The 21,153-nt window shown below is 69.8% G+C and carries 21 protein-coding genes; 9 read left to right on the forward strand and 12 right to left on the reverse strand.

Annotation, left to right across the window (positions count from 1 at the left end; translation table 11 throughout):
• Positions 1–19 precede the first annotated feature (19 nt).
• The 5 genes from murI to AB4Z55_RS17735 are packed head-to-tail and all read right to left on the reverse strand — an operon-like array spanning position 20 to position 3,170.
• Complete coding sequence (gene murI / locus AB4Z55_RS17715) at positions 20–826, reverse strand: glutamate racemase (RefSeq protein ID WP_180819514.1); 807 nt, start codon at positions 824–826, stop codon at positions 20–22.
• Positions 826–1,455, reverse strand: coding sequence for a rhomboid family intramembrane serine protease (locus tag AB4Z55_RS17720; protein ID WP_101822813.1), 630 nt, complete (start codon positions 1,453–1,455; stop codon positions 826–828). The genes murI and AB4Z55_RS17720 overlap by 1 nt, the downstream gene beginning before the upstream one ends.
• 43 nt (positions 1,456–1,498) lie before the next feature.
• A complete protein-coding gene (locus tag AB4Z55_RS17725) occupies positions 1,499–2,470 on the reverse strand; it encodes a cysteine synthase (RefSeq protein WP_354559810.1) in 972 nt (323 codons plus the stop codon).
• Between the two features lie 2 nt (positions 2,471–2,472).
• Positions 2,473–2,760 carry a MoaD/ThiS family protein gene (locus tag AB4Z55_RS17730; protein ID WP_064571500.1) on the reverse strand — a complete coding sequence of 96 codons (288 nt, stop codon included), beginning with the start codon at positions 2,758–2,760 and terminating at the stop codon, positions 2,473–2,475.
• A 2-nt stretch (positions 2,761–2,762) separates the two neighbouring features.
• Positions 2,763–3,170 carry a Mov34/MPN/PAD-1 family protein gene (locus tag AB4Z55_RS17735; protein WP_004019526.1) on the reverse strand — a complete coding sequence of 136 codons (408 nt, stop codon included), beginning with the start codon at positions 3,168–3,170 and terminating at the stop codon, positions 2,763–2,765.
• A 298-nt stretch (positions 3,171–3,468) separates the two neighbouring features.
• Between AB4Z55_RS17735 and AB4Z55_RS17740 the strand changes: the two genes are divergently transcribed.
• A complete protein-coding gene (locus tag AB4Z55_RS17740) occupies positions 3,469–4,299 on the forward strand; it encodes an LppX_LprAFG lipoprotein (protein WP_248645210.1) in 831 nt (276 codons plus the stop codon).
• Between the two features lie 42 nt (positions 4,300–4,341).
• Positions 4,342–4,749, forward strand: a complete 408-nt coding sequence (locus tag AB4Z55_RS17745) for a DUF4189 domain-containing protein (protein WP_231896014.1) — start codon at positions 4,342–4,344, stop codon at positions 4,747–4,749.
• A 28-nt stretch (positions 4,750–4,777) separates the two neighbouring features.
• On the opposite strand, the gene AB4Z55_RS17750 is transcribed toward AB4Z55_RS17745, so the two are convergent.
• Genes AB4Z55_RS17750 through clpS form a run of 3 tightly spaced genes read right to left on the reverse strand, consistent with a single transcriptional unit; the run spans position 4,778 to position 6,872 of the window.
• Positions 4,778–5,878: a P1 family peptidase gene (locus AB4Z55_RS17750; protein WP_354559812.1), complete on the reverse strand. Its 1,101-nt coding sequence runs from the start codon at positions 5,876–5,878 to the stop codon at positions 4,778–4,780.
• Between the two features lie 52 nt (positions 5,879–5,930).
• On the reverse strand, positions 5,931–6,506 hold the full coding sequence (locus AB4Z55_RS17755) for a DUF2017 domain-containing protein (RefSeq protein WP_354559813.1): 576 nt from the start codon (positions 6,504–6,506) through the stop codon (positions 5,931–5,933).
• A gap of 42 nt (positions 6,507–6,548) precedes the next feature.
• A complete protein-coding gene (clpS, locus tag AB4Z55_RS17760) occupies positions 6,549–6,872 on the reverse strand; it encodes an ATP-dependent Clp protease adapter ClpS (protein ID WP_033203522.1) in 324 nt (107 codons plus the stop codon).
• Between the two features lie 19 nt (positions 6,873–6,891).
• Between clpS and AB4Z55_RS17765 the strand changes: the two genes are divergently transcribed.
• From AB4Z55_RS17765 to glgB, 5 genes are all read left to right on the forward strand, one after another.
• Positions 6,892–8,196 carry a nicotinate phosphoribosyltransferase gene (locus tag AB4Z55_RS17765; protein ID WP_354559815.1) on the forward strand — a complete coding sequence of 435 codons (1,305 nt, stop codon included), beginning with the start codon at positions 6,892–6,894 and terminating at the stop codon, positions 8,194–8,196.
• Positions 8,197–8,245: 49 nt separating this feature from the next.
• A complete protein-coding gene (locus AB4Z55_RS17770; protein WP_248645207.1) occupies positions 8,246–8,857 on the forward strand; it encodes an isochorismatase family protein in 612 nt (203 codons plus the stop codon).
• 139 nt (positions 8,858–8,996) lie between these two features.
• Positions 8,997–11,075, forward strand: coding sequence for an ATP-dependent DNA helicase (locus AB4Z55_RS17775; protein ID WP_101822802.1), 2,079 nt, complete (start codon positions 8,997–8,999; stop codon positions 11,073–11,075).
• 165 nt (positions 11,076–11,240) lie between these two features.
• Positions 11,241–13,241 (forward strand): maltotransferase domain-containing protein, encoded by a 2,001-nt coding sequence (locus AB4Z55_RS17780; protein ID WP_354559817.1) that lies wholly within the window; start codon positions 11,241–11,243, stop codon positions 13,239–13,241.
• Between the two features lie 7 nt (positions 13,242–13,248).
• On the forward strand, positions 13,249–15,510 hold the full coding sequence (glgB, locus tag AB4Z55_RS17785; RefSeq protein WP_369520196.1) for a 1,4-alpha-glucan branching protein GlgB: 2,262 nt from the start codon (positions 13,249–13,251) through the stop codon (positions 15,508–15,510).
• On the opposite strand, the gene AB4Z55_RS17790 is transcribed toward glgB, so the two are convergent.
• The 4 genes from AB4Z55_RS17790 to AB4Z55_RS17805 all read right to left on the reverse strand — a co-directional run bounded on the left by AB4Z55_RS17790 (position 15,504) and on the right by AB4Z55_RS17805 (position 19,447).
• A complete protein-coding gene (locus AB4Z55_RS17790) occupies positions 15,504–16,448 on the reverse strand; it encodes a tetratricopeptide repeat protein (protein ID WP_004019515.1) in 945 nt (314 codons plus the stop codon). The genes glgB and AB4Z55_RS17790 overlap by 7 nt on opposite strands.
• Before the next feature lie 95 nt (positions 16,449–16,543).
• Positions 16,544–17,695, reverse strand: coding sequence for an MFS transporter (locus AB4Z55_RS17795; protein ID WP_354559820.1), 1,152 nt, complete (start codon positions 17,693–17,695; stop codon positions 16,544–16,546).
• A 92-nt stretch (positions 17,696–17,787) separates the two neighbouring features.
• The gene (locus AB4Z55_RS17800) at positions 17,788–18,183 is read right to left on the reverse strand and encodes a DUF3817 domain-containing protein (protein WP_004019513.1); all 396 of its coding nucleotides are present in this window, start codon (positions 18,181–18,183) and stop codon (positions 17,788–17,790) included.
• Between the two features lie 61 nt (positions 18,184–18,244).
• Positions 18,245–19,447 carry an acetyl-CoA C-acetyltransferase gene (locus AB4Z55_RS17805; protein ID WP_354559822.1) on the reverse strand — a complete coding sequence of 401 codons (1,203 nt, stop codon included), beginning with the start codon at positions 19,445–19,447 and terminating at the stop codon, positions 18,245–18,247.
• Between the two features lie 83 nt (positions 19,448–19,530).
• Here AB4Z55_RS17805 and mce point away from each other — a divergent pair, with 83 nt between their 5' ends.
• Positions 19,531–20,001 (forward strand): methylmalonyl-CoA epimerase, encoded by a 471-nt coding sequence (mce, locus tag AB4Z55_RS17810; protein WP_239402681.1) that lies wholly within the window; start codon positions 19,531–19,533, stop codon positions 19,999–20,001.
• A 152-nt stretch (positions 20,002–20,153) separates the two neighbouring features.
• On the forward strand, positions 20,154–21,122 hold the full coding sequence (locus AB4Z55_RS17815; RefSeq protein ID WP_004019510.1) for a hypothetical protein: 969 nt from the start codon (positions 20,154–20,156) through the stop codon (positions 21,120–21,122).
• Positions 21,123–21,153: the final 31 nt, after the last annotated feature.

Here is a 21,153-nt window from a genome sequence, read left to right on the forward strand (position 1 = left end):
GCGAAGCGCGGTGGGTTCCTCAGACGTGCTGCACGGCTCCGATGACCGGACCGAGGAATCGGTTCGAGAGCTTCGCGAAGAGGTCCGGATCGCCCGTCGCCTGGAAGACGCGGGTCGCGTCGCGGCCCGTGTGCGGATGCAGTAGGTCGGCCTCGGTGAGGACCCGGAAGAGGTCCTTCGCGGTTTCCTCCGCGCTCGACACCAGGGTCACCTCGTCGCCCATCGCGAGCTGGATGACCCCTGAGAGCAACGGATAGTGCGTGCAGCCGAGAACCACGGTGTCCACCCCGGCCTGCTGCAGCGGCTCCAGGTATCCCTGGGCGAGCCCCAGGATCTGCCGGCCGCTGGTGATCCCGCGTTCGACGAAGTCGACGAATCGCGGACACGGCACCGCGGTGATCACCGCGTCCCGCGCCGCCGCGAACGAATCCTGGTACGCCCGTGAAGAGATCGTGGCCTCGGTGCCGAGGACGCCGATCCGGCCCGTCTTGGTGGCGACCACCGCACGACGCACCGCGGGCAGCACGACTTCGATGACCGGGATCGGTGCGTACCGCTCGCGAGCATCGCGTAGGCAGGCGGCCGACGCGGTGTTGCAGGCGATGACGATGGCCTTCACGCCGCGCTCGGCGAGGTCGTCGCCGATCGCGAGGGCGTGGCGTCGGATCTCCGGGATCGTCAACGGCCCGTACGGCCCGTTGGCCGTGTCGCCGATGTAGACGATGTCCTCGTCCGGCAGCAGGTCGATGATGGCGCGTGCCACCGTCAGCCCGCCGACGCCCGAATCGAAGATCCCGATGGGCGCGTCCTGGCCGCCCGCCGCGATTATGGCGTCACCCCCGGGTTGGTGGCCGCCGGCTTGCGCCGATCGCGAGCCGCCAGCGCCCACGCCGCGAACACACCGGCGATCGCGCCGAACAAGTGGGCCTGCCAGGAGATCAGCGGATCCGAGGGCAGGACGCCCCAGAGGATCGATCCGTACACCAGGAACAGCACGAGGCCGCCGAGGATCTGCCACAGATCGCGGTTGAACAGACCGCGGACGATGAGGAAGGTGAGCCAGCCGAACACGATGCCCGACGCCCCGACGGTCACCGAGTACGGCGCCGCGAACAGCCAGACGCCGACCCCCGACACCACCCAGATGATGCCGGTGACGATCAGGAACCGCTGCGTCATGAGCACGAGGAAACACAACACCGCGCCGGGCATCAGATTGGCGAACAGGTGCTGCCAGTCGCCGTGGAGGAACGGCGCCCACACGATGCCGTCGAGCCCGTCGACCTGTCGTGGTTCGATGCCGTTCTGGTCGAGATCGACGCTCGTCGCCACGTCGATCGCCTCGATCACGAACAGCACCGCGACGATGCAGGCGGTGATGATCGCCGATCGCAACCACAGCGGGCGGGTGCGCCGGGTGGGCTGCTGCCCGACCGGCGGGGTGTACGAGCTCATGGCCTGGTGGTTCCTCGGGTAGCGGAGTTCCTCGGTAGCGGGATCATGCCCAGAGCTGGCCGTCGAGTGCCTGCTCCGCGTCGTCGAGACTACCTTCGTACGCCCCGGTCGACAGATACTTCCATCCCGCGTCGGGGACGACGAACCCGATGTCGGCACGGGTACCCGCTTTCAGGGCGCGACGGCCGATGCCACGCGCCGCCTGCAGGATCGCTCCGGTGGAGATCCCCGCGAAGATGCCCTCGAGCTCGATCAGTTCGCGGACGCGCGCGACCGCGTCGACGCCGGTCACCGAGAAACGCCGGGTGAGCACCGAGTCGTCGTAGAGCTCGGGGATGAACCCCTCGTCGATGTTGCGCAGACCGTAGACCTCGTCGCCGTACCGCGGTTCGGCGGCGACGATCTCGATGTCGGGATTGCGTTCGCGGAGGAACCGCCCGACGCCCATCAGGGTGCCGGTCGTCCCGAGACCGGCCACGAAGTGCGTGATCTCGGGCAGATCCGCGAACATCTCGGGCCCGGTGCCCTCGTAGTGCGCCGCGACGTTCGCCGCATTGCCGTACTGGTACAGCATCACCCAGTCGGGGTTCGCCGCGGCGAGTTCCTTGGCCACGGCGACCGCGGTGTTGGACCCGCCCGCCGCGGGCGAGGAGATGACCTGGGCCCCGAACATCCGCAACAGCGAACGGCGTTCCTCCGAGGTGTTCTCCGGCATCACGCAGATCAGCTCGTAGCCTTTGAGTTTCGCCGCCATCGCGAGCGAGATGCCGGTGTTGCCGCTGGTCGGCTCGAGAATGGTCGACCCCGCCTGCAGCAACCCGTCCCGTTCGGCCTGCTCGATCATGCGCAGGGCGGGACGGTCTTTGATCGACCCGGTGGGGTTGCGGTCCTCGAGCTTGGCCCAGAGGCGGACGTGCGGGCCGTCGTCGGAGTCGTGCCAGCGCGGCGAGAGCCGCTGCAGACCGATGAGCGGGGTGTTGCCGACCGAGTCGATCAGGGAGTCATAACGTGCCACGCTCAGCCGCCGGCGACCGCGGGCAGGATGGTCACCTCGTCGCCGTCGTCGATCGGGGTGTCCAGGCCGCCGGAGAAGCGCACGTCCTCGTCGTTGACGTAGATGTTGACGAAGCGGTGCAGCTTGGCGGTGCCGTTCTCGTCGGGCGCGACGAGACGTTCCTTCAGGCCGGCGTTGCCCGAATCGAGGTCGTCGATCAGCGCGGCCAGCGTCGAACCCGACCCCTCGACGCGCTTCTCCCCGCCGGTGTGGGTGCGCAGGATCGTCGGGATGGATACGGTGACAGACATTCTCAGCTCCTGATCTCGATCTCTTCTTCGGTGACCGCACCATCGACGATGCGATAGCTACGGATCTCGGTGGTCTCCGGATCGCGTGTGGACACCAGCACGTAATGCGCGCCGGGCTCTCCCGCGTAGGAGATGTCGGTGCGGCTCGGATACGCCTCGGTGGCGGTGTGCGAGTGGTAGATGACCACCGGCTCCTCGTCGCGGCGGTCCATCTCGCGCCAGACGGCGAGCTGTTCGGCCGAGTCGAAGCGGTAGAACGTCGGCGATCGCTCGGCGTTGACCATCGCGATGAAGCGCTGCGGGTCGTCGGACCCCTCGGGACCGGCGATCACCCCACACGCCTCGTCGGGATGGTCGGCGCGTGCGTGCGCGACCATGGCGTCGACCAGCTCCTGCCCGATCGTGAGCATCGGTGTCCCGTTCTCCTGTCCAGACGTGTACGCGCCCCGAGGTCGTTTCCGAAGGTCTCCTCGCGGGTGTCCCCATTGTGGCGGATCTCGCCGACGTGCAACGTCGGCGTCGCGGCACCTATTCCGCCACCAGGTCCCTCCACCTCGACGCGCGGGGCTGCATGAGCGGATCGACCGTCATCCGACGAGACGTCATTCGGCAACCGTACGTACCCCCGATCCGACGCGGGACGCCGCTAGTGTTGCGTCCCAACGGCACCGGGGGTGTGTCGAAAAGTCAACGGAGGAGGCGCTTCTCATGCAACGAGCCCAACGGGTGGCCGCGGCCGCACTGTCGACGGGGATCGTCGCCGCGATCGTTCTGACCGGATGTTCCACCTCCCAGACGGGTTCGCCGACCGCGACCAGGGCGTCGGCCTCGACCACGGTGATCGTCGACCCGGCGGCCCAGCTCGCGGCCGCGGCCACGAACACCGAGGCCCTGACCGGCGCCCACCTCGACCTCGTGGTCGACGGCACGGTCCCGAACCTGAACGCGAAGAAGGTCACCGCGGATCTGGTGACCACCCCGGCGGACGCCGCCAAGGGTGAGGCCACCGTGGTCTTCGGCACCAAGGACCCGCAGGAGGCCTCGGCCCCGTTCGTCTACGTCGACGGAGTGCTCTACGCCGACATCGCCGGGGACGGATACCTGAGCTACGGGGACGGGAAGTCCATCTACGACGTCTCGGTGTTCCTCGACCCGGAGAACGGCCTGGCCAACGTGCTGAGCGAATTCCAGAACCCGGCCAAGGTCGGCTCGGAGACCGTCGACGGCGTGGAGACGGCACAGATCAACGGCACTGTGCCGGCGGGTGCCCTCGCCGCGCTGACCGGCGCGCGTCAGGTCGTCGGGCCGCAGGACGCGCCGGTTCCGACCACTGTCTGGCTGACCACCGGGACCAACCAGCTCGCCCGGCTCGTCTTCAGCCCGAACCCCGCGGACCCGGACACCACGATCACCGTCGACCTGACCAAGTGGAACGAGACCGTCGACGTGGAGAAGCCCGACGTGATCCAGACGCCGACCGAGACCCCCTCCGGCACCCCGACTCCCGGCCAGCCCACCCGTGAACCGGCCGGAGGTTAGAACGCCATGCCCACCTCTGCCACTGCACACCGAGGAGCTTCCGTGAGATCCACCCGCCCGGGCCTGACCCGACGTGTCACCGTGCTCGCCGCCTCCGTGGCGGCGACCGCCTCCGCCCTCGTCGGCACCGCGGTCGCCGACCCGGCTCCGGCGCACGCGTACTACGACTACTACGGCGCGCTGGCGCTGTCGCCGTCGACCGGTTCGGTCGGCCGCGCCCTCGACTACGGGTCGTACGCCGCGGCCTCCGCCGCCGCGACGCGGGTCTGCCCGGCCGACGACTGCCGCGTCGTCGCGCAGTTCGTCAACGGGTGCGGCGCGATCGCGTCGTCGCCGAGTTACTGGGGATACGGCACGGGATCACGGCTCTACACCGCCCAGGCCAACGCGCTCTACTACGCGGGCGGCGGCTCGATCTACTACTGGGGCTGCACCAGCGGGCACGGCTGAGGGCGTCGGAGCCCGGCCCGCGGAGCGGTCATCGGAACGCCGACGGCGCCGCCTGCGCGTAGGTGGGGATCGATGCGACCGGTTCCGCCGCGAGGACCGCGTCGACGATCGCCCGCTGGACGACGTCGGCCGCGACCCGGCACACCTCGGCGACCACCGCGACGTCGGCGTGCATGCCCGCGGGCGCCGGCACGGGCGTCGCCGGCCGGACCGCGCCGGTCGCGATGCCGAAGACCGTGTCCCCGTCCAGCGGCGAGTGCGCCGGCCGGATCGCGCGCCCGAGACCGTCGTGCCCGGCCATCGCCAACCGCTTGGTCATCGGGGCGTCGAGGACGGCGTCGGTCGCCACGACACCGATCGTCGTGTTGAGCACGGTCTGTTTCGCGGCGAGGTCGGCGAGCCGGTCGAGGTCGGTGGCCGACGGACGGGACAATCCGAGATCGGCGAGTTCGGCCTCGCCCAGATCCCACGGCAACCCGGTCTGCGGGTCGATGACCGCACCGACCGGATTGGCGACCATCAGTGCACCGACGGTGATCCCGGCCGCGGGGCCGGCGTCGATCGTCACCGATGCCGTCCCGACCCCGCCCTTGAGCGCGCCGGCCCGGGCACCGACACCTGCGCCGACGCATCCGACGGCGAACTCGGTGTGCGCCGACCGAACCGCCTCCGCTCCGAAGTCCGCGTCGGGCCTGTGATCCCACGCACCCACCGGCAGGTCGAAGATCACCGCGGCGGGGACGATGGGCACCACATGGCCCCGATCGTCGAGCGGTAGGCCCACACCGTCGGCCTCGAGCGCGCGCATGACGCCGTCGGCGGCGGCCAGCCCGTAGGCGCTCCCCCCGCCGAGCACGATCGCGTGCGCGGTCTGCACCGTGTTCGACGGGTCGAGCAGGTCGGTCTCGCGCGTACCGGGACCGCCGCCGCGGACGTCCACCGCGGCGATCGCGCCCGGTGCCGACACGCGCACGACCGTGGTGCCGGTGGCCCATCCGTGGCCGTCGGGCGCCGCTGGGGATCCGGCCACCCGCGCATCGTCGTCGATGCGATGCGCATGCCCCACGGAGATGCCTGCGATGGCGGTGATGCGGTTGCCGGCGCGGGCCGGTCGACCGTGTGTGCTCACAGAACTCCTGACGTCGATGCGGACACAGACCTCGAACTCCCTGGACGTCGGCTCACATCAGCGCTTCGACGAGCAGATCCTGCATCACCGTGAGCCAGTGGTAGACGTCGAGATGCGCGGCGTGCGGGTGATCCGGCGGCAGCTGCTCGGGGGTGTCCTCGGAGATGCCGAGCATCGCGCCGAGCGCGAGCCGGACGTCGTTGAGCGCGGTGAGCCAGGCCGCGGCCTCCTCGGGCGTGAGGACGAGGTCCCCGCCACCCGCCGGGAGCGTGTCGAGCAGCACCCGGGCCGCACCGAGCTTGGCGTCGATGATCTGCGGCTCGTGCACGCTGCGCAGCGCCGAGTTCAGTTTTCCGTTGACGACCTCGGCGGAGAGCTCGTCGTCCTGGTCGGGGCGATGGAAGTCCGGTAGGAGGCGCCCGAGGGTGACGTCGTCGGGTGCCTCCGAGTGACCGACACTGATGCCGGTGAGCGTCGCCAGGTCGTCGTGGGGCGCGGAATCGGCCCGCTCGGTGAGTAGTTCGCACATCGAGGTGACCATGGATGCGAGCAGTTCTGCTTCGTGCGCGTCGAGCTGCGATGCGATCCGCATCGTGTCGCCGCGCCCTTTGCGTTTCCAGGTGCGCACGCGTTCAGTGTGCCCGGAGTGTGCGCGAAGCGGACCGGCCGGTCACGAATCCCGCTGCATCGTGGCCCACAGACCGGCGGCGTGCAGCTTCGCGACGTCGGCCTCGACCTTGTCGCGGTCGCCGGAGGACACCACGGCCCGGCCCTCGGTGTGGACCTGCATCATCAGTTCATTGGCCCGGGACTCGGAGTAGCCGAAGATCTTCTGGAAGACGAAGGTGACGTACCGCATCAGGTTGACCGGGTCGTCCCACACGATCGTCATCCAGGGCTTGTCGAGTCCCGCCGCGCCGTCGGCGACCTCTGGTTCGGCAACCGCCGTACCGCCGGGGGTAGCCTCGTGCGCACGAGTTTCGTCAGGCGCCATAGGGACAGGGTAAGCGATTGTGAGCATCGACAACACCGCGCTGCTGACCGATCAGTACGAACTGACGATGGTCGCGGCAGCGCTTCGCCACCCGGTTGCGCACCGCCAGTGCGTATTCGAGGTCTTCGCGCGCCGCCTCCCGGACGGTCGGCGCTACGGCGTCGTGGCCGGGACCGGCCGCGTCCTCGACGAGCTCGCGGCGTTCCGGTTCGGCGACGAGGAGATCGCCGTCGTCGAACGATTCCTCGAACCCGACACGGTGGCCTGGCTGCGGGACTATCGGTTCTCCGGTGACATCGACGGCTACCGCGAGGGCGAGCTCTACTTCCCCGGGTCGCCGATCCTCACCGTCCGCGCGACGTTTGCCGAGGCGGTCCTGCTCGAGACCCTGATCCTGTCGATCCTCAACCACGACAGTGCGATCGCCTCGGCCGCGGCGCGCATGGTCAGCGCCGCCGGGTCGCGGCCGATCATCGAGATGGGATCGCGGCGCACCCATGAGCGCGCGGCCGTCGCCAGCGCGCGTGCCGCCTACATCGCGGGCGTCGCCGCCACCTCGAATCTGGAGGCGGCGCGCCGTTTCGGCGTGCCCAGCGCCGGCACCGCCGCCCACGCGTTCACCCTCGGCTTCACCGGACCCGACGGCCCGGATGAGAAGGCCGCGTTCGCCGCACAGATCGAGGCCCTCGGCGTCGGCACCACACTGCTGGTCGACACCTACGACATCACCCAGGGCGTGCGCAACGCCATCGAGGTGGCCGGGCCCGGGCTCGGTGCCGTGCGCATCGACTCCGGCGACCTCGGTGTGCTCGCCCGACAGGTACGCGCACAGCTCGACGACCTCGGTGCGACGGAGACCAAGATCGTGGTCTCCGGCGATCTGGACGAGTACGCGATCGCCTCGCTCCGCGCCGAGCCCGTCGACACCTACGGTGTCGGGACCTCGCTGGTCACCGGTAGCGGGGCTCCGACGGCGGGGATGGTCTACAAGCTCGTCGAGGTCGACGGTCTGCCGGTGGCCAAACGGGCGAGCCACAAGGAGTCACGCGGTGGGGCCAAATCGGCCGTGCGTGCGGCACGATCGAGCGGCACGATCGTCGAGGAGATCGTCTATCGCGCCGACGGCACCCGCCCCGCGCCGAACGGGCTCGGCTTCCGGGACCTGCAGATCCCGCTCGTCCGCGGCGGCACGCCCGTCGAGGCGCTGCCGACACTCGCCGATGCCCGCGCCCATCTGGCGGCCGGCCTGGTCAGTTTGCCGTGGGAGGGTCTGGGCCTGTCCCATGGAGATCCCGCGGTGCCGACCCGCTACGAACTCGGCTGAACCGCCCCACACGCCCGGACCCGATGACCCCCGACGACAGGAGACATGGATGAGCGCCGAACGCAGCGACGGCACCCGTCCCGCCGACGCGCTGATCGTCGTCGACGTGCAGAACGACTTCTGCGAGGGCGGAGCCCTCGGGGTCAACGGCGGCGCCGCGGTGGCGCGGGCGGTCACGTCGATCCTCGACGAGTATCGGACCGTCGTCGCGACCCGCGACTACCACATCGACCCCGGTGCGCATTTCTCCGACGAACCCGACTTCGTCGACACCTGGCCGCCCCACTGCCGCGTCGGCACCGACGGAGTGGCGTTCCATCGCGAGTTCGACGCCGGCGCCACGCACGAGGTCTTCTCCAAGGGCGAGTACAGCGCCGCGTACTCCGGGTTCGAGGGTGCGGCGGAGGACGGCTCGACCCTCGCCGCATGGCTGCGCGAGCGGAAGGTGAAGTCGGTCGACGTCGTCGGCATCGCCACCGACCACTGCGTGCGGGCGACCGCCCTCGACGCGGTCGAGGCCGGGTTCCGCACCCGGGTGCTGCTCAACTTCACCGCCGGCGTCGCGCCGGAGACGACCTCGACGGCGCTGTCGGCGTTGCGGGAGGCGGGCGTGGAACTCGTGGGCGACCTGCTCTACGACGGGTCGAGCCGGACCGGATAGCCGGCCCGCCGACCTCGCGATTCTCGATCCTGGCGTCGATCGAGGGAACCGACCGGCGCCGCGACACGTCTGAGACAACACGCCCTTACCCGTACGCGAGCTCACCGCGACCACAGCAAGGACAACCGGAACCCACCTCATGCCCAACACACCCCCGGTGACCGACCTGCTCGACGCTGCGGTCACCGCACTCGGCGGCCGTCGCCGCGACGGCCAGGTCGCGATGGCCTCGGCGGTCGCGCACGCCATCGACACCGGTGAGCACCTGGCCGTCCAGGCCGGCACCGGCACCGGCAAGTCGCTGGCCTACCTCGTGCCGGCCATCCGCCACGCCGTCGAGAGCGGCCGCACCGTCGTGGTGTCCACCGCGACGATCGCGTTGCAGCGTCAGCTCATCGAGCGCGATCTCCCTCGCCTGGCCAAGGCGCTGAAGAAGCCGATCGGCCGCGAGCCCACCTTCGCGATCCTCAAAGGTCGCGGAAACTATCTGTGCCTGAACAAGATCCATTCCGGAACCGCGGAGGAACCGGACACCGAGCTGTTCGACCCGTTCGAGTTGTCGCGGACCGGCCGGGAGGTGACGCGCCTGCGAGAGTGGAGCAGCGACACCGAGACCGGTGACCGCGACGACCTGGTCCCCGGCGTGTCCGACCGGTCGTGGCGGCAGGTCAGCGTCACCGCACGCGAGTGTCTCGGCGCGGCCAACTGTTCCTACGGCGAGGACTGCTTCGCCGAGCAGTCGCGCCGCCGGTCCGGCAAGGTCGACGTCGTGGTCACCAACCACGCCCTGCTGGCCATCAACGCGACGAGCCCGGCGAACGTCCTGCCCGAGCACGACGTCGTCATCATCGACGAGGCCCACGAACTCGTCGACCGGATGACCTCGGTGGCCACCGACGAGCTGTCGGCCGCCTCGGTGGCGCTCGTCGCCCGCCGGTGCGGGAAGCTCGTCGACGAGGAGACCGCCGATGCCCTGCTCGGCGCCGGTGAGCAGCTGGGTGAGCTGCTCGACTCCGCACCGATGCGCCAGTGGACCGGCCTGCCGGCCGACGCCACCGCGGTGCTGGTCATGCTCCGCGACCGACTGTGGCAGGCCCGTACCGCCATCGGTCCCGTCCGGATGGCCGGCGCCGACGACGGTGCGGCGGCCGCCCGATCGGCCGCGCTGACCTCACTGGAGGACATGCACGACACCGTCGTGCGGATCCTGGGTGCGTTCGACGAACCCGACGAGGCCAAACGACGCGACGTCGTGTGGGCGTCGCTGGACACCTCGCGCCGCGGCGCCGAACCCCGGCCGATCCTGCACATCGCGCCACTGTCGGTCGGCGGCCTCCTGCGGGCCTCGCTGTTCGCCGACGCCACGGTCATCCTCACGTCGGCGACTCTCACCATCGGCGGCTCCTTCGACGCCCTCGCCGCGACCTGGGGACTCCCGGCGTCCGGGCGCGGGACCGACCGTCCGGTGACGGACGAGACGAACGTCTCCGACGTCACCGCGAGCGGGAAGGCGGTCCCCTCGGATTCGGGTTCGGCCCGCTGGACCGGTCTCGACGCCGGCTCGCCCTTCGACTATCCGCGGTCGGCGATCCTCTACGTCGCGCGCCACCTCCCCCGGCCCGACCGCTCGGGCATCGCGTCGCGGACGATGGACGAGATCGCCGAACTCGTGAACTCCGCCGGCGGTCGCACGCTGGGCCTCTTCTCCTCCATGCGCGCGGCCCGCGAAGCCGCCGACGCGATCCGCGACCGCACCGATCATCCCGTGCTGTGTCAGGGCGACGACACCACCTCGACCCTGGTCCGGCGGTTCGCCGACGATCCCGCGACCTGCCTGTTCGGCACGCTGTCCCTGTGGCAGGGGGTCGACGTACCCGGCCCGTCGCTGAGCCTGGTCCTGATCGACCGCATCCCCTTCCCGCGTCCCGACGACCCGTTGCTGACCGCTCGACAGCGCGCGGTCGACGCCCGCGGCGGCAACGGGTTCCTGTCGGTGGCGGCCAACCACGCCGCCCTGCTCCTCGCCCAGGGCGCCGGCCGGTTGCTGCGTTCGGTCGACGACCGCGGTGTCGTGGCGGTCCTCGACTCCCGGCTGGCGACGGCCGGTTACGGCGGCTATCTGCTCGCGTCGTTGCCACCGATGTGGCGCACCACCGATCCCGCGGTGGTCCGGTCGGCACTCGCCCGGCTGACCGATCCCGCTCGTTCGGTGGGCTGACCTCGACCGACCCGGAGAGCACCCGACGGGGCCGACACGGCCGCGCGGTCCAGGACAAGACAATCCCGTCCGCGGGGCACTAGGTTGGGTACCGGTGATACCAACGAAGGCGAGACCGACAGCGCACCCCGGCCAGTCACGGGAGCTGACGACAGGAGGCTCCACGTGATCGGGCGCATGGGTATCGACGACATCGCACCCCTGGTGTCGGCGGGCCAGCAGCCAGCCAAAGCCGTTGTGGGAGAATACTTCCCGGTCAGCACCACGGCCTGGCGCGAGGGGCACGACGCCCTGGGTGTCACACTGCACGTCGAGGCGCCCCGCCGCGAGGCATTCGACATCCGGATGGTCCCGGCCCCGGAACCGGACACCTTCAACGCGGCCTTCGTGCCCGACGCCGTCGGGTTCTGGTCCTACCGCATCGAGGCCTGGAGCGACCCCTACGCCACGTGGCGGTCGGCCGTCATCAAGAAACTCGACGCCGGACAGGGCGCGGCCGACCTCGCCAACGACATCGAGACCGGGGCGCGGGTGCTCGACACAGCCGCCGGGTTCGTCTCCGGCGAGGACCGCGAGTTGCTGCTCGACGCCGCTCGTCAGCTCCGGGCGCGCCGGCGCCGCGTCGAGAACCGGGTGGGTCTGGCCATCTCCGACGAGGTGGTCGAGTTGCTCTCCGCGCACCCCGTTCGCGAACTCGTCACCAAGAGCCGCACCTACCGGGTGTGGGTCGACCGCACCCGGGCGCTGTTCGGCTCGTGGTACGAGCTGTTCCCCCGCTCCACCGGCGGCTGGGACGGCGAGGGCAATCCCGTCCACGGCACGTTCCTCACCGCCGCCCAGGACCTGCCGCGCGTGGCCGACATGGGATTCGACGTCGTCTACCTGCCGCCGATCCACCCCATCGGCGAGGTCAACCGCAAGGGTCCCAACAACACGCTCGTCGCGGGACCCGACGACGTCGGTTCGCCGTGGGCCATCGGGTCGGCGGACGGCGGTCACGACGCGATCCATCCCCTCCTCGGCAGCGAGGAGGACTTCGAGTATTTCGTCGGCCGGGCTCGGGAACTCGGATTGGAGGTCGCGCTCGATCTGGCACTGCAGTGCGCGCCGGACCATCCGTGGGCGATCGAACACCCCGAGTGGTTCACCACCCAGCCCGACGGCACCATCGCGTTCGCGGAGAACCCGCCGAAGAAGTACCAGGACATCTACCCGCTGAACTTCGACAACGACCGCAACGGCATCTACCGCGCGGTGCTGAAGGTCGTCCTGCACTGGGTCGGGCTCGGCGTCGACATCTTCCGCGTCGACAATCCCCACACCAAACCGCCGAACTTCTGGGAATGGCTGATCAGCGAGGTCAAGAAGCGGCACCCGGACGTGCTGTTCCTGTCCGAGTCGTTCACCCGGCCGGCCCGGCTCTACGGCCTCGCACGACTCGGCTTCACCCAGAGCTACACCTACTTCACCTGGAAGACGCTGAAGTGGGAGCTCGAACAGTTCGGCCGGGAGATCGCCGACCACGCCGACGAGGCCCGTCCCAATCTGTTCGTGAACACCCCCGACATCCTCCACGCGAGCCTGCAGCACGGCGGACCGGGCATGTTCGCCCTACGCGCTGCCCTCGCCGCCACCCTCGCCCCGACGTGGGGCGTCTACAGCGGGTACGAACTCTACGAGCACGTCGCCGTCACCGAGGGCAGCGAGGAATACCTGAACTCGGAGAAGTACGAGCTGCGGCCCCGCGACTACAAGGCCGCGGCGAGTCGTGGCGAGTCACTCGAGCCGTGGATCACCTCGCTCAACGAGATCCGCCGCCGCCACCCGGCGCTGCAGCAACTTCGCAACATCCACTTCCACCACGTCGACAACCCATCGCTCATCGCCTACTCGAAGATCGATCCCGTCTCGGGCGACCGCGTGGTCGTGATCATCAACCTGAATCCGTTCGGCGCGGAGGACTCCACGGTCTGGCTCGATCTGCCGAAGCTCGGTTTCGAGTGGTACGACCACTTCTCCGTCCGGGACGAGGTCTCGGGCGAGGAGTACTGGTGGGGCCAGGACAACTACGTCCGCCTCGAGCCCTGGCGCGCGGTGGCGCACATCCTCGCCCTGCCGCCCCTCGACCCCGCCGTCGCACAGCAACTCGCCCTTCGGATCCAGTGAGGTATTCGTGACCGATCGCCCTGATCCGCCGGGCCTGCCGGACCTGCCGGACCCCGCTGCCACCGACCACGACCTCCGTCGGCTGGCCGCGCAGACCCATCCCGACCCGCACGCGTTCCTCGGTGCCCACGACGCCCCCGGCGGCACCACCATCCTGCGTACGTTGCGCCCGGACGCGCTCTCGGTGTCCGCGGTCATCGGCGGGGTCGATCACCCGATGACCCGCCAGACCGACGACCTCTGGGTGGTCACCGTACCGATGGCCGACCTGATGGACTATCGGTACCGCGTCGTCTATCCCGATTCCGCCGGCGGCACCGCGGAATTCGTCGTCGCCGACGGCTACCGCTTCCTGCCGAGCCTCGGCGAGATCGACATCCACCTGTTCAGCGAGGGCCGTCACGAGTCACTGTGGAACGCCCTCGGTGCGCGCGTGACGTCGTACACGACCACCGACGGCGAGGTGAACGGCACCGCCTTCTCCGTGTGGGCACCGAATGCCCACGGCGTCACCGTGATCGGCGACTTCGACGCCTGGACCGGACGGGTCGCGCCCATGCGCAAGGTCGGGGTCAGCGGCGTGTGGGAGGTCTTCGTCCCCGACGTCGGCGACGGCACCCACTACAAGTTCCGCGTCCACGGAGCCGACGGCGTCATCCGCGACAAGGCCGATCCCATGGCCTTCCGCACCAGTACCCCGCCGGCGACCGCGTCGCGGGTCACCGTGTCCGAACACGTGTGGTCCGACGACGCCTGGATCGCTCGCCGGGAGCGGTCGGCACCCGAACGTGAGCCGATGAGCGTCTACGAGGTCCACCTCGCGTCGTGGCGTCAGGGCCTCGGGTACCGCGAACTCGCCCACGAACTGGCCGAGTACGCGGTCGAGAAGGGCTTCACCCACGTCGAGTTCCTACCCGTCGCCGAGCATCCGTTCGGCGGCTCGTGGGGCTATCAGGTCACGTCCTACTACGCGCCGACGGCCCGCTTCGGGACGCCCGACGACTTCCGCTACCTGGTCGACCATCTCCACTCCCGCGACATCGCCGTCATCGTCGACTGGGTGCCGGCCCACTTCCCCAAGGACGACTGGGCGCTGGCCCGTTTCGACGGCACCCCGCTCTACGAGCACGCCGATCCGATGCGCGGTGAGCAGCTCGACTGGGGCACCTACGTCTTCGACTTCGGTCGCCACGAGGTCCGCAACTTCCTCGTCGCGAACGCCCTGTTCTGGTTCAGCGAATTCCACATCGACGGTCTGCGCGTCGACGCCGTCGCCTCGATGCTGTACCTGGACTACTCGCGCCCGGCCGGGCAGTGGCGCCCCAACGTCCACGGCGGCCGCGAGAACCTGGAGGCCGTGCAGTTCCTCCAGGAGACGAATGCGACCGTCCACAAACACTTTCCGGGCGTGATCACGGTCGCCGAGGAGTCGACCGCCTGGCCGGGCGTGACCCGCATGACCGATCTCGGCGGGTTGGGTTTCAGCTTCAAATGGAACATGGGCTGGATGCACGACACCCTCGACTATCTGTCGCGCGACCAGATCCACCGGAGCTTCCACCACCACGAGATCACCTTCTCGCTGGTGTACGCGTGGAGCGAGAACTTCGTGCTGCCCCTCTCCCACGACGAGGTCGTGCACGGCAAGGGCACGCTGTGGACGCGGATGCCGGGCGACTCGTTCGCCAAGGCCGCGGGTGTGCGGGTGTACCTCGCCTACATGTGGTCGCACCCGGGTAAGCAGTTGCTGTTCATGGGACAAGAGTTCGGGCAGACCGGCGAGTGGGCCGACAACCGCAGTCTGGACTGGCATCAGCTGGAGGGCTGGGAGGGCGAACTGCATTCCGGCATCTCGGCTCTCGTCACCGACCTGAACCGGATCTACCGCTTGCGACCCGCGCTGTACTCGCAGGACACCGACCCACTCGGCTACGAGTGGATCGACGCCAACGACACCGCGAACAACGTGATCAGCTTCCTGCGATACGGCACCGACGGCTCGGTCGTCGCCTGCCTGTTCAACCTCAGCGGTTCCGATCGCTCCGACTATCAGGTCGGGCTGCCGTCGGCGGGCGTCTGGGACGAGATCCTCAACACCGACGCCGACGCCTACAGCGGCGCCGGACGCGGCAACATGGGGTCGGTCACGGCGGACGGTCCGTCATATCACGGGCGTCCCGTGTCGGCGCGGGTCATGCTGCCCGCCAACTCGGCGATCTGGCTGGTGCCGCGGCGGAGCCGGCCCGCCGTGGCCTCACCCCGTCAGTAGAGCGCGCTGGCGAGCTTGCGACGGGCGCTCACGACGAACTGTTCGGCGGGATCGAAGAGTTCGAACAGCTCGAGCAGTCGCGTGCGCGCACGGGTGCGCTCCTCGCCCGCGGTCACCCGGACCACGTCGATGATGCGGTCGAACGCGGCCTCGGGTTGCTGCGACAGCAGCAGGACATCCGCGGCCGCGAGTTGCGCGTCGACGTCACGCGGGGACGCCGTCTCCACGATCGCGGGATCGTGCGCCTGCGCACGCAGGATGAACTCGAGATTGCGTGCGGCAGATGCCGCTTCGAGGTTCTCCGGCTCCGCCTCGGCGATGGCCCGATAGTCTGCGAGGGCACCGTCGAAGTCACCGTCGTTCAGCTTCGCCTCGGCCGCGACCAACCTCGGGTCCTCGGGTTCCGGTTCGGGAGCGGGCCCGTCCGGCACACCGGGCAGGACGTCGCCGACCTGGGCGAAGATGTCGTCGATCCACTGGGTGATCTCGGCCTCGGAGCGGACACCGTTGAAGGCGGTCACCGGCTGACCCTGCACGATCGCGACGACCATGGGGATCGACTGCACCCGGAACGCCTGTGCGATACGCGGATTCGCATCGACGTCGACCTTCGCCAGCATCCAGCGCCCGCCCGATTCGGCGGCCAGACGCTCCAGGACCGGCGAGAGCTGCTTACACGGACCGCACCACTCCGCCCACAGGTCGATGACGACGAGTTGCTGCATCGACCGGTTGAGGACCTCTGCCTCGAACGTCTCCTCGGTGACGTCGAGGACCGCTGCCGACGCGGGTCCCGCGCCGGCGGCCGCCGGTTGTCCGCCCGGGGCAGGCGCCTGACCGGGCTGGGCCGCCTGGGACTGTGCCCGTTGTGCCTGCGCGCGTTCGGCTTCGGCGCGCTCCTTGAGGCCGCCGAGATCCACCGCGCCGGACATGGCCATGGCTGCTGCCGCCTGCTGTCGGGCCGCGGCGGCGGCCTGCTGACGATTGGTTGGTCGCGTCACCCCTCCAGTGTGTCACGACCCGCGACGCGGAATCAGTCGGCGTCGCGTGAACCGGCCCCGTCCGGGGTTGCCGCGCGGGCACCGTCGGGACGAACGACGGGCGCGAGTGCGACGGCGAGTGCGAGTGCCACCACCGCGGCGAGCAGTCCGGTGTTCAGCGAGGTCCGGCTGCTGATGAAGCCGACGACCGCGGGGCCGGCGAGCATGCCGAGGTATCCGCATCCGACGACCGCGGAGATCGTCCGACCGCTCGACTCACCCGACAGATTGCCCGCCGCGGTGAAGATCTGCGGGATCAGGCCCGCCAGGCCGAGCCCGAACACGCCCCACCCGACGATCGCGAGCGCGGGTACGGGCGAGAGCACCGCGATCACGATGCCGGCGGTGCCGAGCAGACCGCCGTAGCGAACGACGGCCACCGGGCCCACCGACGCGACCACCGGGTCGATCACGAACCGCGTCACGGTCATCGTCGCGCTGAATGCGCCGAACGCGATGGCGCCGACCGCCTCGGCGGAGCCGAAGGTCTCCACCACGTGCAGTGCACTCCAGTCGTAGGCGGTGCCCTCGGCCAGCATCAGCGCGAAGGCGACCACCGCCAGGAGCACGAGGCGCCGCCGGTCCACGGTGTGCCACCACTTCGCGGACTCGGTGTCCGAGGTCCGACCGCCTCGTGCGCCCGTCTCGTCGGAGCCGACCTCGCGGCCGGCCAGTCCACGGGCGTTCCACGCGACGACGCCGACACCGGCCACCGCGGCGCAGGCCACCGTGAGGATGACTCCGACGTCGGCCCACAGCGTCGCGGCGACCACTCCGGATCCCACCAGGCTGCCCGCGGAGAAGAAGCCGTGGAACGACGACATGATCGGACGGCGGTAGGCCCGTTCCACCACAACTGCCTGCGCGTTCATCGACACATCGAGACAACCGTTGGCGAAGCCGAAGGCGACGAGTGCGGCGGCGAGGGTCAGTGCGTCGACGGCGAGCACCGGCGCGATGATCACCGCCGACAGCAACACGGCGGCCCCGATGGTCACCGGGCGGGAACCCCGACGGTCGATCAGGCGGCCGCAGACCTGCATGCCCACGAACGCCGAGGCGCCGAGCAGCAGGAGCAGGCCGCCGAGTTGATCGTGGCCGACCCCGGTGCGCTCGCTGATGACCGGGATGTGCGCCACCCACATCGCCGCGAGGAACCCGTTGAGCGCAAAGATCGCCCCGACGCTGCGGCGTGACCGGCGTAGCGTCGGGGCGATCGAAGGTGCGGTCGGGGCGGTCAGGCTGTGGCCTGCCTCGGTGCGCGATCGGTGGACAGCTCGGCGAGATGGCCGTTACGGCGCGCCCACCACTCGAACACGATCGTGCCGAACGGCGGCAGGCTCGACACCAGCGCGAGCAGGGTCACGATCGGGATCCCGATCCGGCGCGAGCCCACCGGCAGCTCCCACTTCACGGAGTTCCACTTGAGCTGCACAGCCGTGACGAGGGCGACGACCACGAAGAGCACGAAGACGATCCCGTGGATCATTCCCGGCTTGGCAATCGCCTCGTCGTCGTCGTTCACCCGCTTGACGACCATGGCGACCAGCAGTATCGCCCAGGTGATCGCCTCGGCGACGGCGACGAACCGGAAGCGCTTGGCGGGTGTGGTCAGGTCGAAGAATGACAGCATGGCCCTCATTGTGCCGAATCGGACAGAAAACTACTACAAGGTGTCGTAGACGTCTCGTTCCTCACGCCTTCGGAACCCGGATGATCAGGGCGTCGCCCTGGCCGCCGGCTCCGCACAGCGCAGCCGCCCCGACACCACCGCCGCGTCGCTTCAGCTCGAGCGCCACATGCAGCGCGATCCGCGCGCCGGAGGTGCCGATCGGGTGCCCGACCGCGATCGCGCCGCCGTTGACGTTGACGATCTCGGGGTCGATGCCGAGTTGCTTGGTCGAGGAGAGTCCGACGGCCGCGAACGCCTCGTTGATCTCGATGAGGTCGAGGTCCGCCGGCGCGATGCCCTCGCGGTCACAGGCCTTGACGATGGCGTTGGCCGGCTGCGCCTGCAGGCTCGAGTCCGGTCCGGCGACGACCCCGTGGGCGCCGATCTCGGCCAGCCACGTGACACCGAGCTCCTCGGCCTTGGCCTTGCTCATCACGACCACGGCGGCCGCGCCGTCCGAGATCTGCGACGAGTTGCCCGCGGTGATGGTGCCGTCCTTGCGGAAGGCCGGCTGCAGGCCGGACAGCGACTCGGTGGTCGTGTTGGCCCGGATGCCCTCGTCCTCGGCGAACTCGATCGGGTCGCCCTTGCGCTGCGGGATGGACACCGGGACGACCTCGTCGTCGAAGACACCGTTCTTCCATGCGGCGGCGGCGAGCCGGTGGCTGCGCGCGGCGAACTCGTCCTGCTGCTCACGGGTGAAGCCGTCGGCGTCGTTGCCCTGCTCGGTCAGCGCCCCCATCGGCTGATCGGTGAAGGCGTCGAACAGTCCGTCGAAGGCCATGTGGTCGACGAGTTCGGTGTTGCCGTACTTGAAGCCGCCGCGGCTGTTGGGCAGGAGGTGCGGTGCCTGCGTCATCGACTCCTGGCCACCGGCGACGACGACGTCGAACTCCCCGGCCCGGATGAGCTGATCGGCCAGCGCGATCGCGTCGACGCCCGACAGGCACATCTTGTTGATGGTCAGGGTCGGGACGTCCCAGCCGATGCCCGCCTTGATCGCCGCCTGGCGAGCAGGCATCTGACCGGCCCCCGCGGTCAGCACCTGGCCCATGATCACGTACTGGACCTCCGAGGCGGGTACGCCGGACCGCTCCAGCGCGCCCTTGATGGCGACTGCGCCGAGGTCCACTCCGCTGAAGTCCTTCAGCGAGCCCAGCAGGCGGCCGAAGGGTGTGCGTGCACCGGCGACGATGACCGTTGTCGTGTCGGCAGTCGAAGTCATGAAGGAACCTCCGGGGGTGTCGAAAAGGGGGCCAACCGAGCGCCCGCTCTGTGCGCTCAACACCTCAACGCTACCGTTGTCCCATGTCTTCCTCTGCAACGGACCCCAGCACCACCGCACTGATCTCCGACCTGATCATCGCCATCGATCACGTCGGCATCGCCGTCCCCGATCTCGACGCCGCGAAGGAGTGGTACGCCACCCACCTCGGGTTCGAGACGCTGCACCAGGAGACGAATGCCGAACAGGGTGTCGAAGAGGCCATGGTCGGGCCGGCCGGCGGCACCGGCGCGGTGATCCAGTTGCTCGCGCCGCTCGACGAGTCCTCGACGATCGCCAAGTTCATCGACCGGAACGGCCCGGGTCTGCAGCAGCTCGCCGTGCGCGTCACCGACGTCGACGCGGTGACGGCGCGACTCACCGAAGCCGGCGTCCGGGTCCTCTACCCGGCAGCCAAGCGAGGCACCGCCGACTCGCGGATCAACTTCGTCCACCCCAAGGACGCCGGTGGCGTCCTGCTCGAACTCGTGGAGCCCGCCGCCACCGCGCACTGATATCCCGCAACGGTCGAAAACCGTTGCGTCACTGACCGACTCACCGTGCCGAGCCGGTCGGGCCCGCCGGCGGCCCGACCCGCTCGGCACGTCCGCGTGCGGCGTCGCCGAGGCCGGGGAGATCCCGCGCGCTCTCCGATACACTGGCCGCCATGCCAGGTCCCGCACGGCAATTGCCCTTCGCGATCGTGATGCGCGGTTATGACCGTGAGCAGGTCGCCGACCACCTCCAGCGGCTCGACGCCGATCTGCGCGTCCTCGCCGCGGATCGCGACGCCGCCACCGCCAACGCGCACGAACTCGCCGCGCATCTCGAGGACGCCCGCGACGAGATCGCCGAGCTCCGTCGCGAGGTCGACAAGCTCTCGGTCCCGCCGACCACCGCGCAGGGCATGAGCGAGCGACTGTCCCGGATGCTGCAGCTGGCATCCGACGAGGCGTCGGAGATGCGCGCCGAGGCCTCGGCCGAGGCCGCCGAGACGCTGTCCATCGCCCGCCAGGAGGCCGCCGACATGCGGTCTTCCGCCGCGACCGACGCCGAGCGTGTCCGGGGCGAGGCCCGCACCGCCGCGAAGAAGCTGGTCGACGAGGCCGCCGCCCGGGCCCGGCAGGTCAAGGAGACCGCGGCCGCCAACGAGTCGGAGTCCGCGCGCCTCATCGCCGAGCGCTCCGCCGCGATGGAGGCCGAACACAGCAAGACGATGCAGGCCGCCAAGGACGAGGCCCGTCGACTCGTGGAGAAGGCGAAGGCCGACGTCGCCGAGATGGAGGCGGTCAGTGCCGCCGAACGCAGGGCCGAGCGGGAACGCCACGACGCCGAACTGGCCGACCAGCGCGAACGCGCTCTCGACGAGGCGGCTCACATCCGGCAGACCGCACTGGACATCGCGACGGAGCGGCTCGACCGGTCACGCGAACTCGCCCAGGCGGCCGATCGCACCCGTCAGGACATCGCCGCGAACCTCGGACATCTCCGCGACAAACTGGCCGAGCTCCCGGAACTGCTGGCCCAGCCGGACGATTCCGAGTACTCCGTGCTGTCCGACTCCGACGACCTCGAGCTCCTCAACCGCAAACTGTCGCCCGAGGCGCGGTCGCCCGAGGTGCGATCCAACGCCTGACTGGAGGACTGTCCGCTGGTCGAGCTGGTCG

The organism is Gordonia sp. ABKF26 (assembly GCF_041103195.1).
Taxonomy (GTDB): Bacteria; Actinomycetota; Actinomycetes; order Mycobacteriales; family Mycobacteriaceae; genus Gordonia; species Gordonia terrae.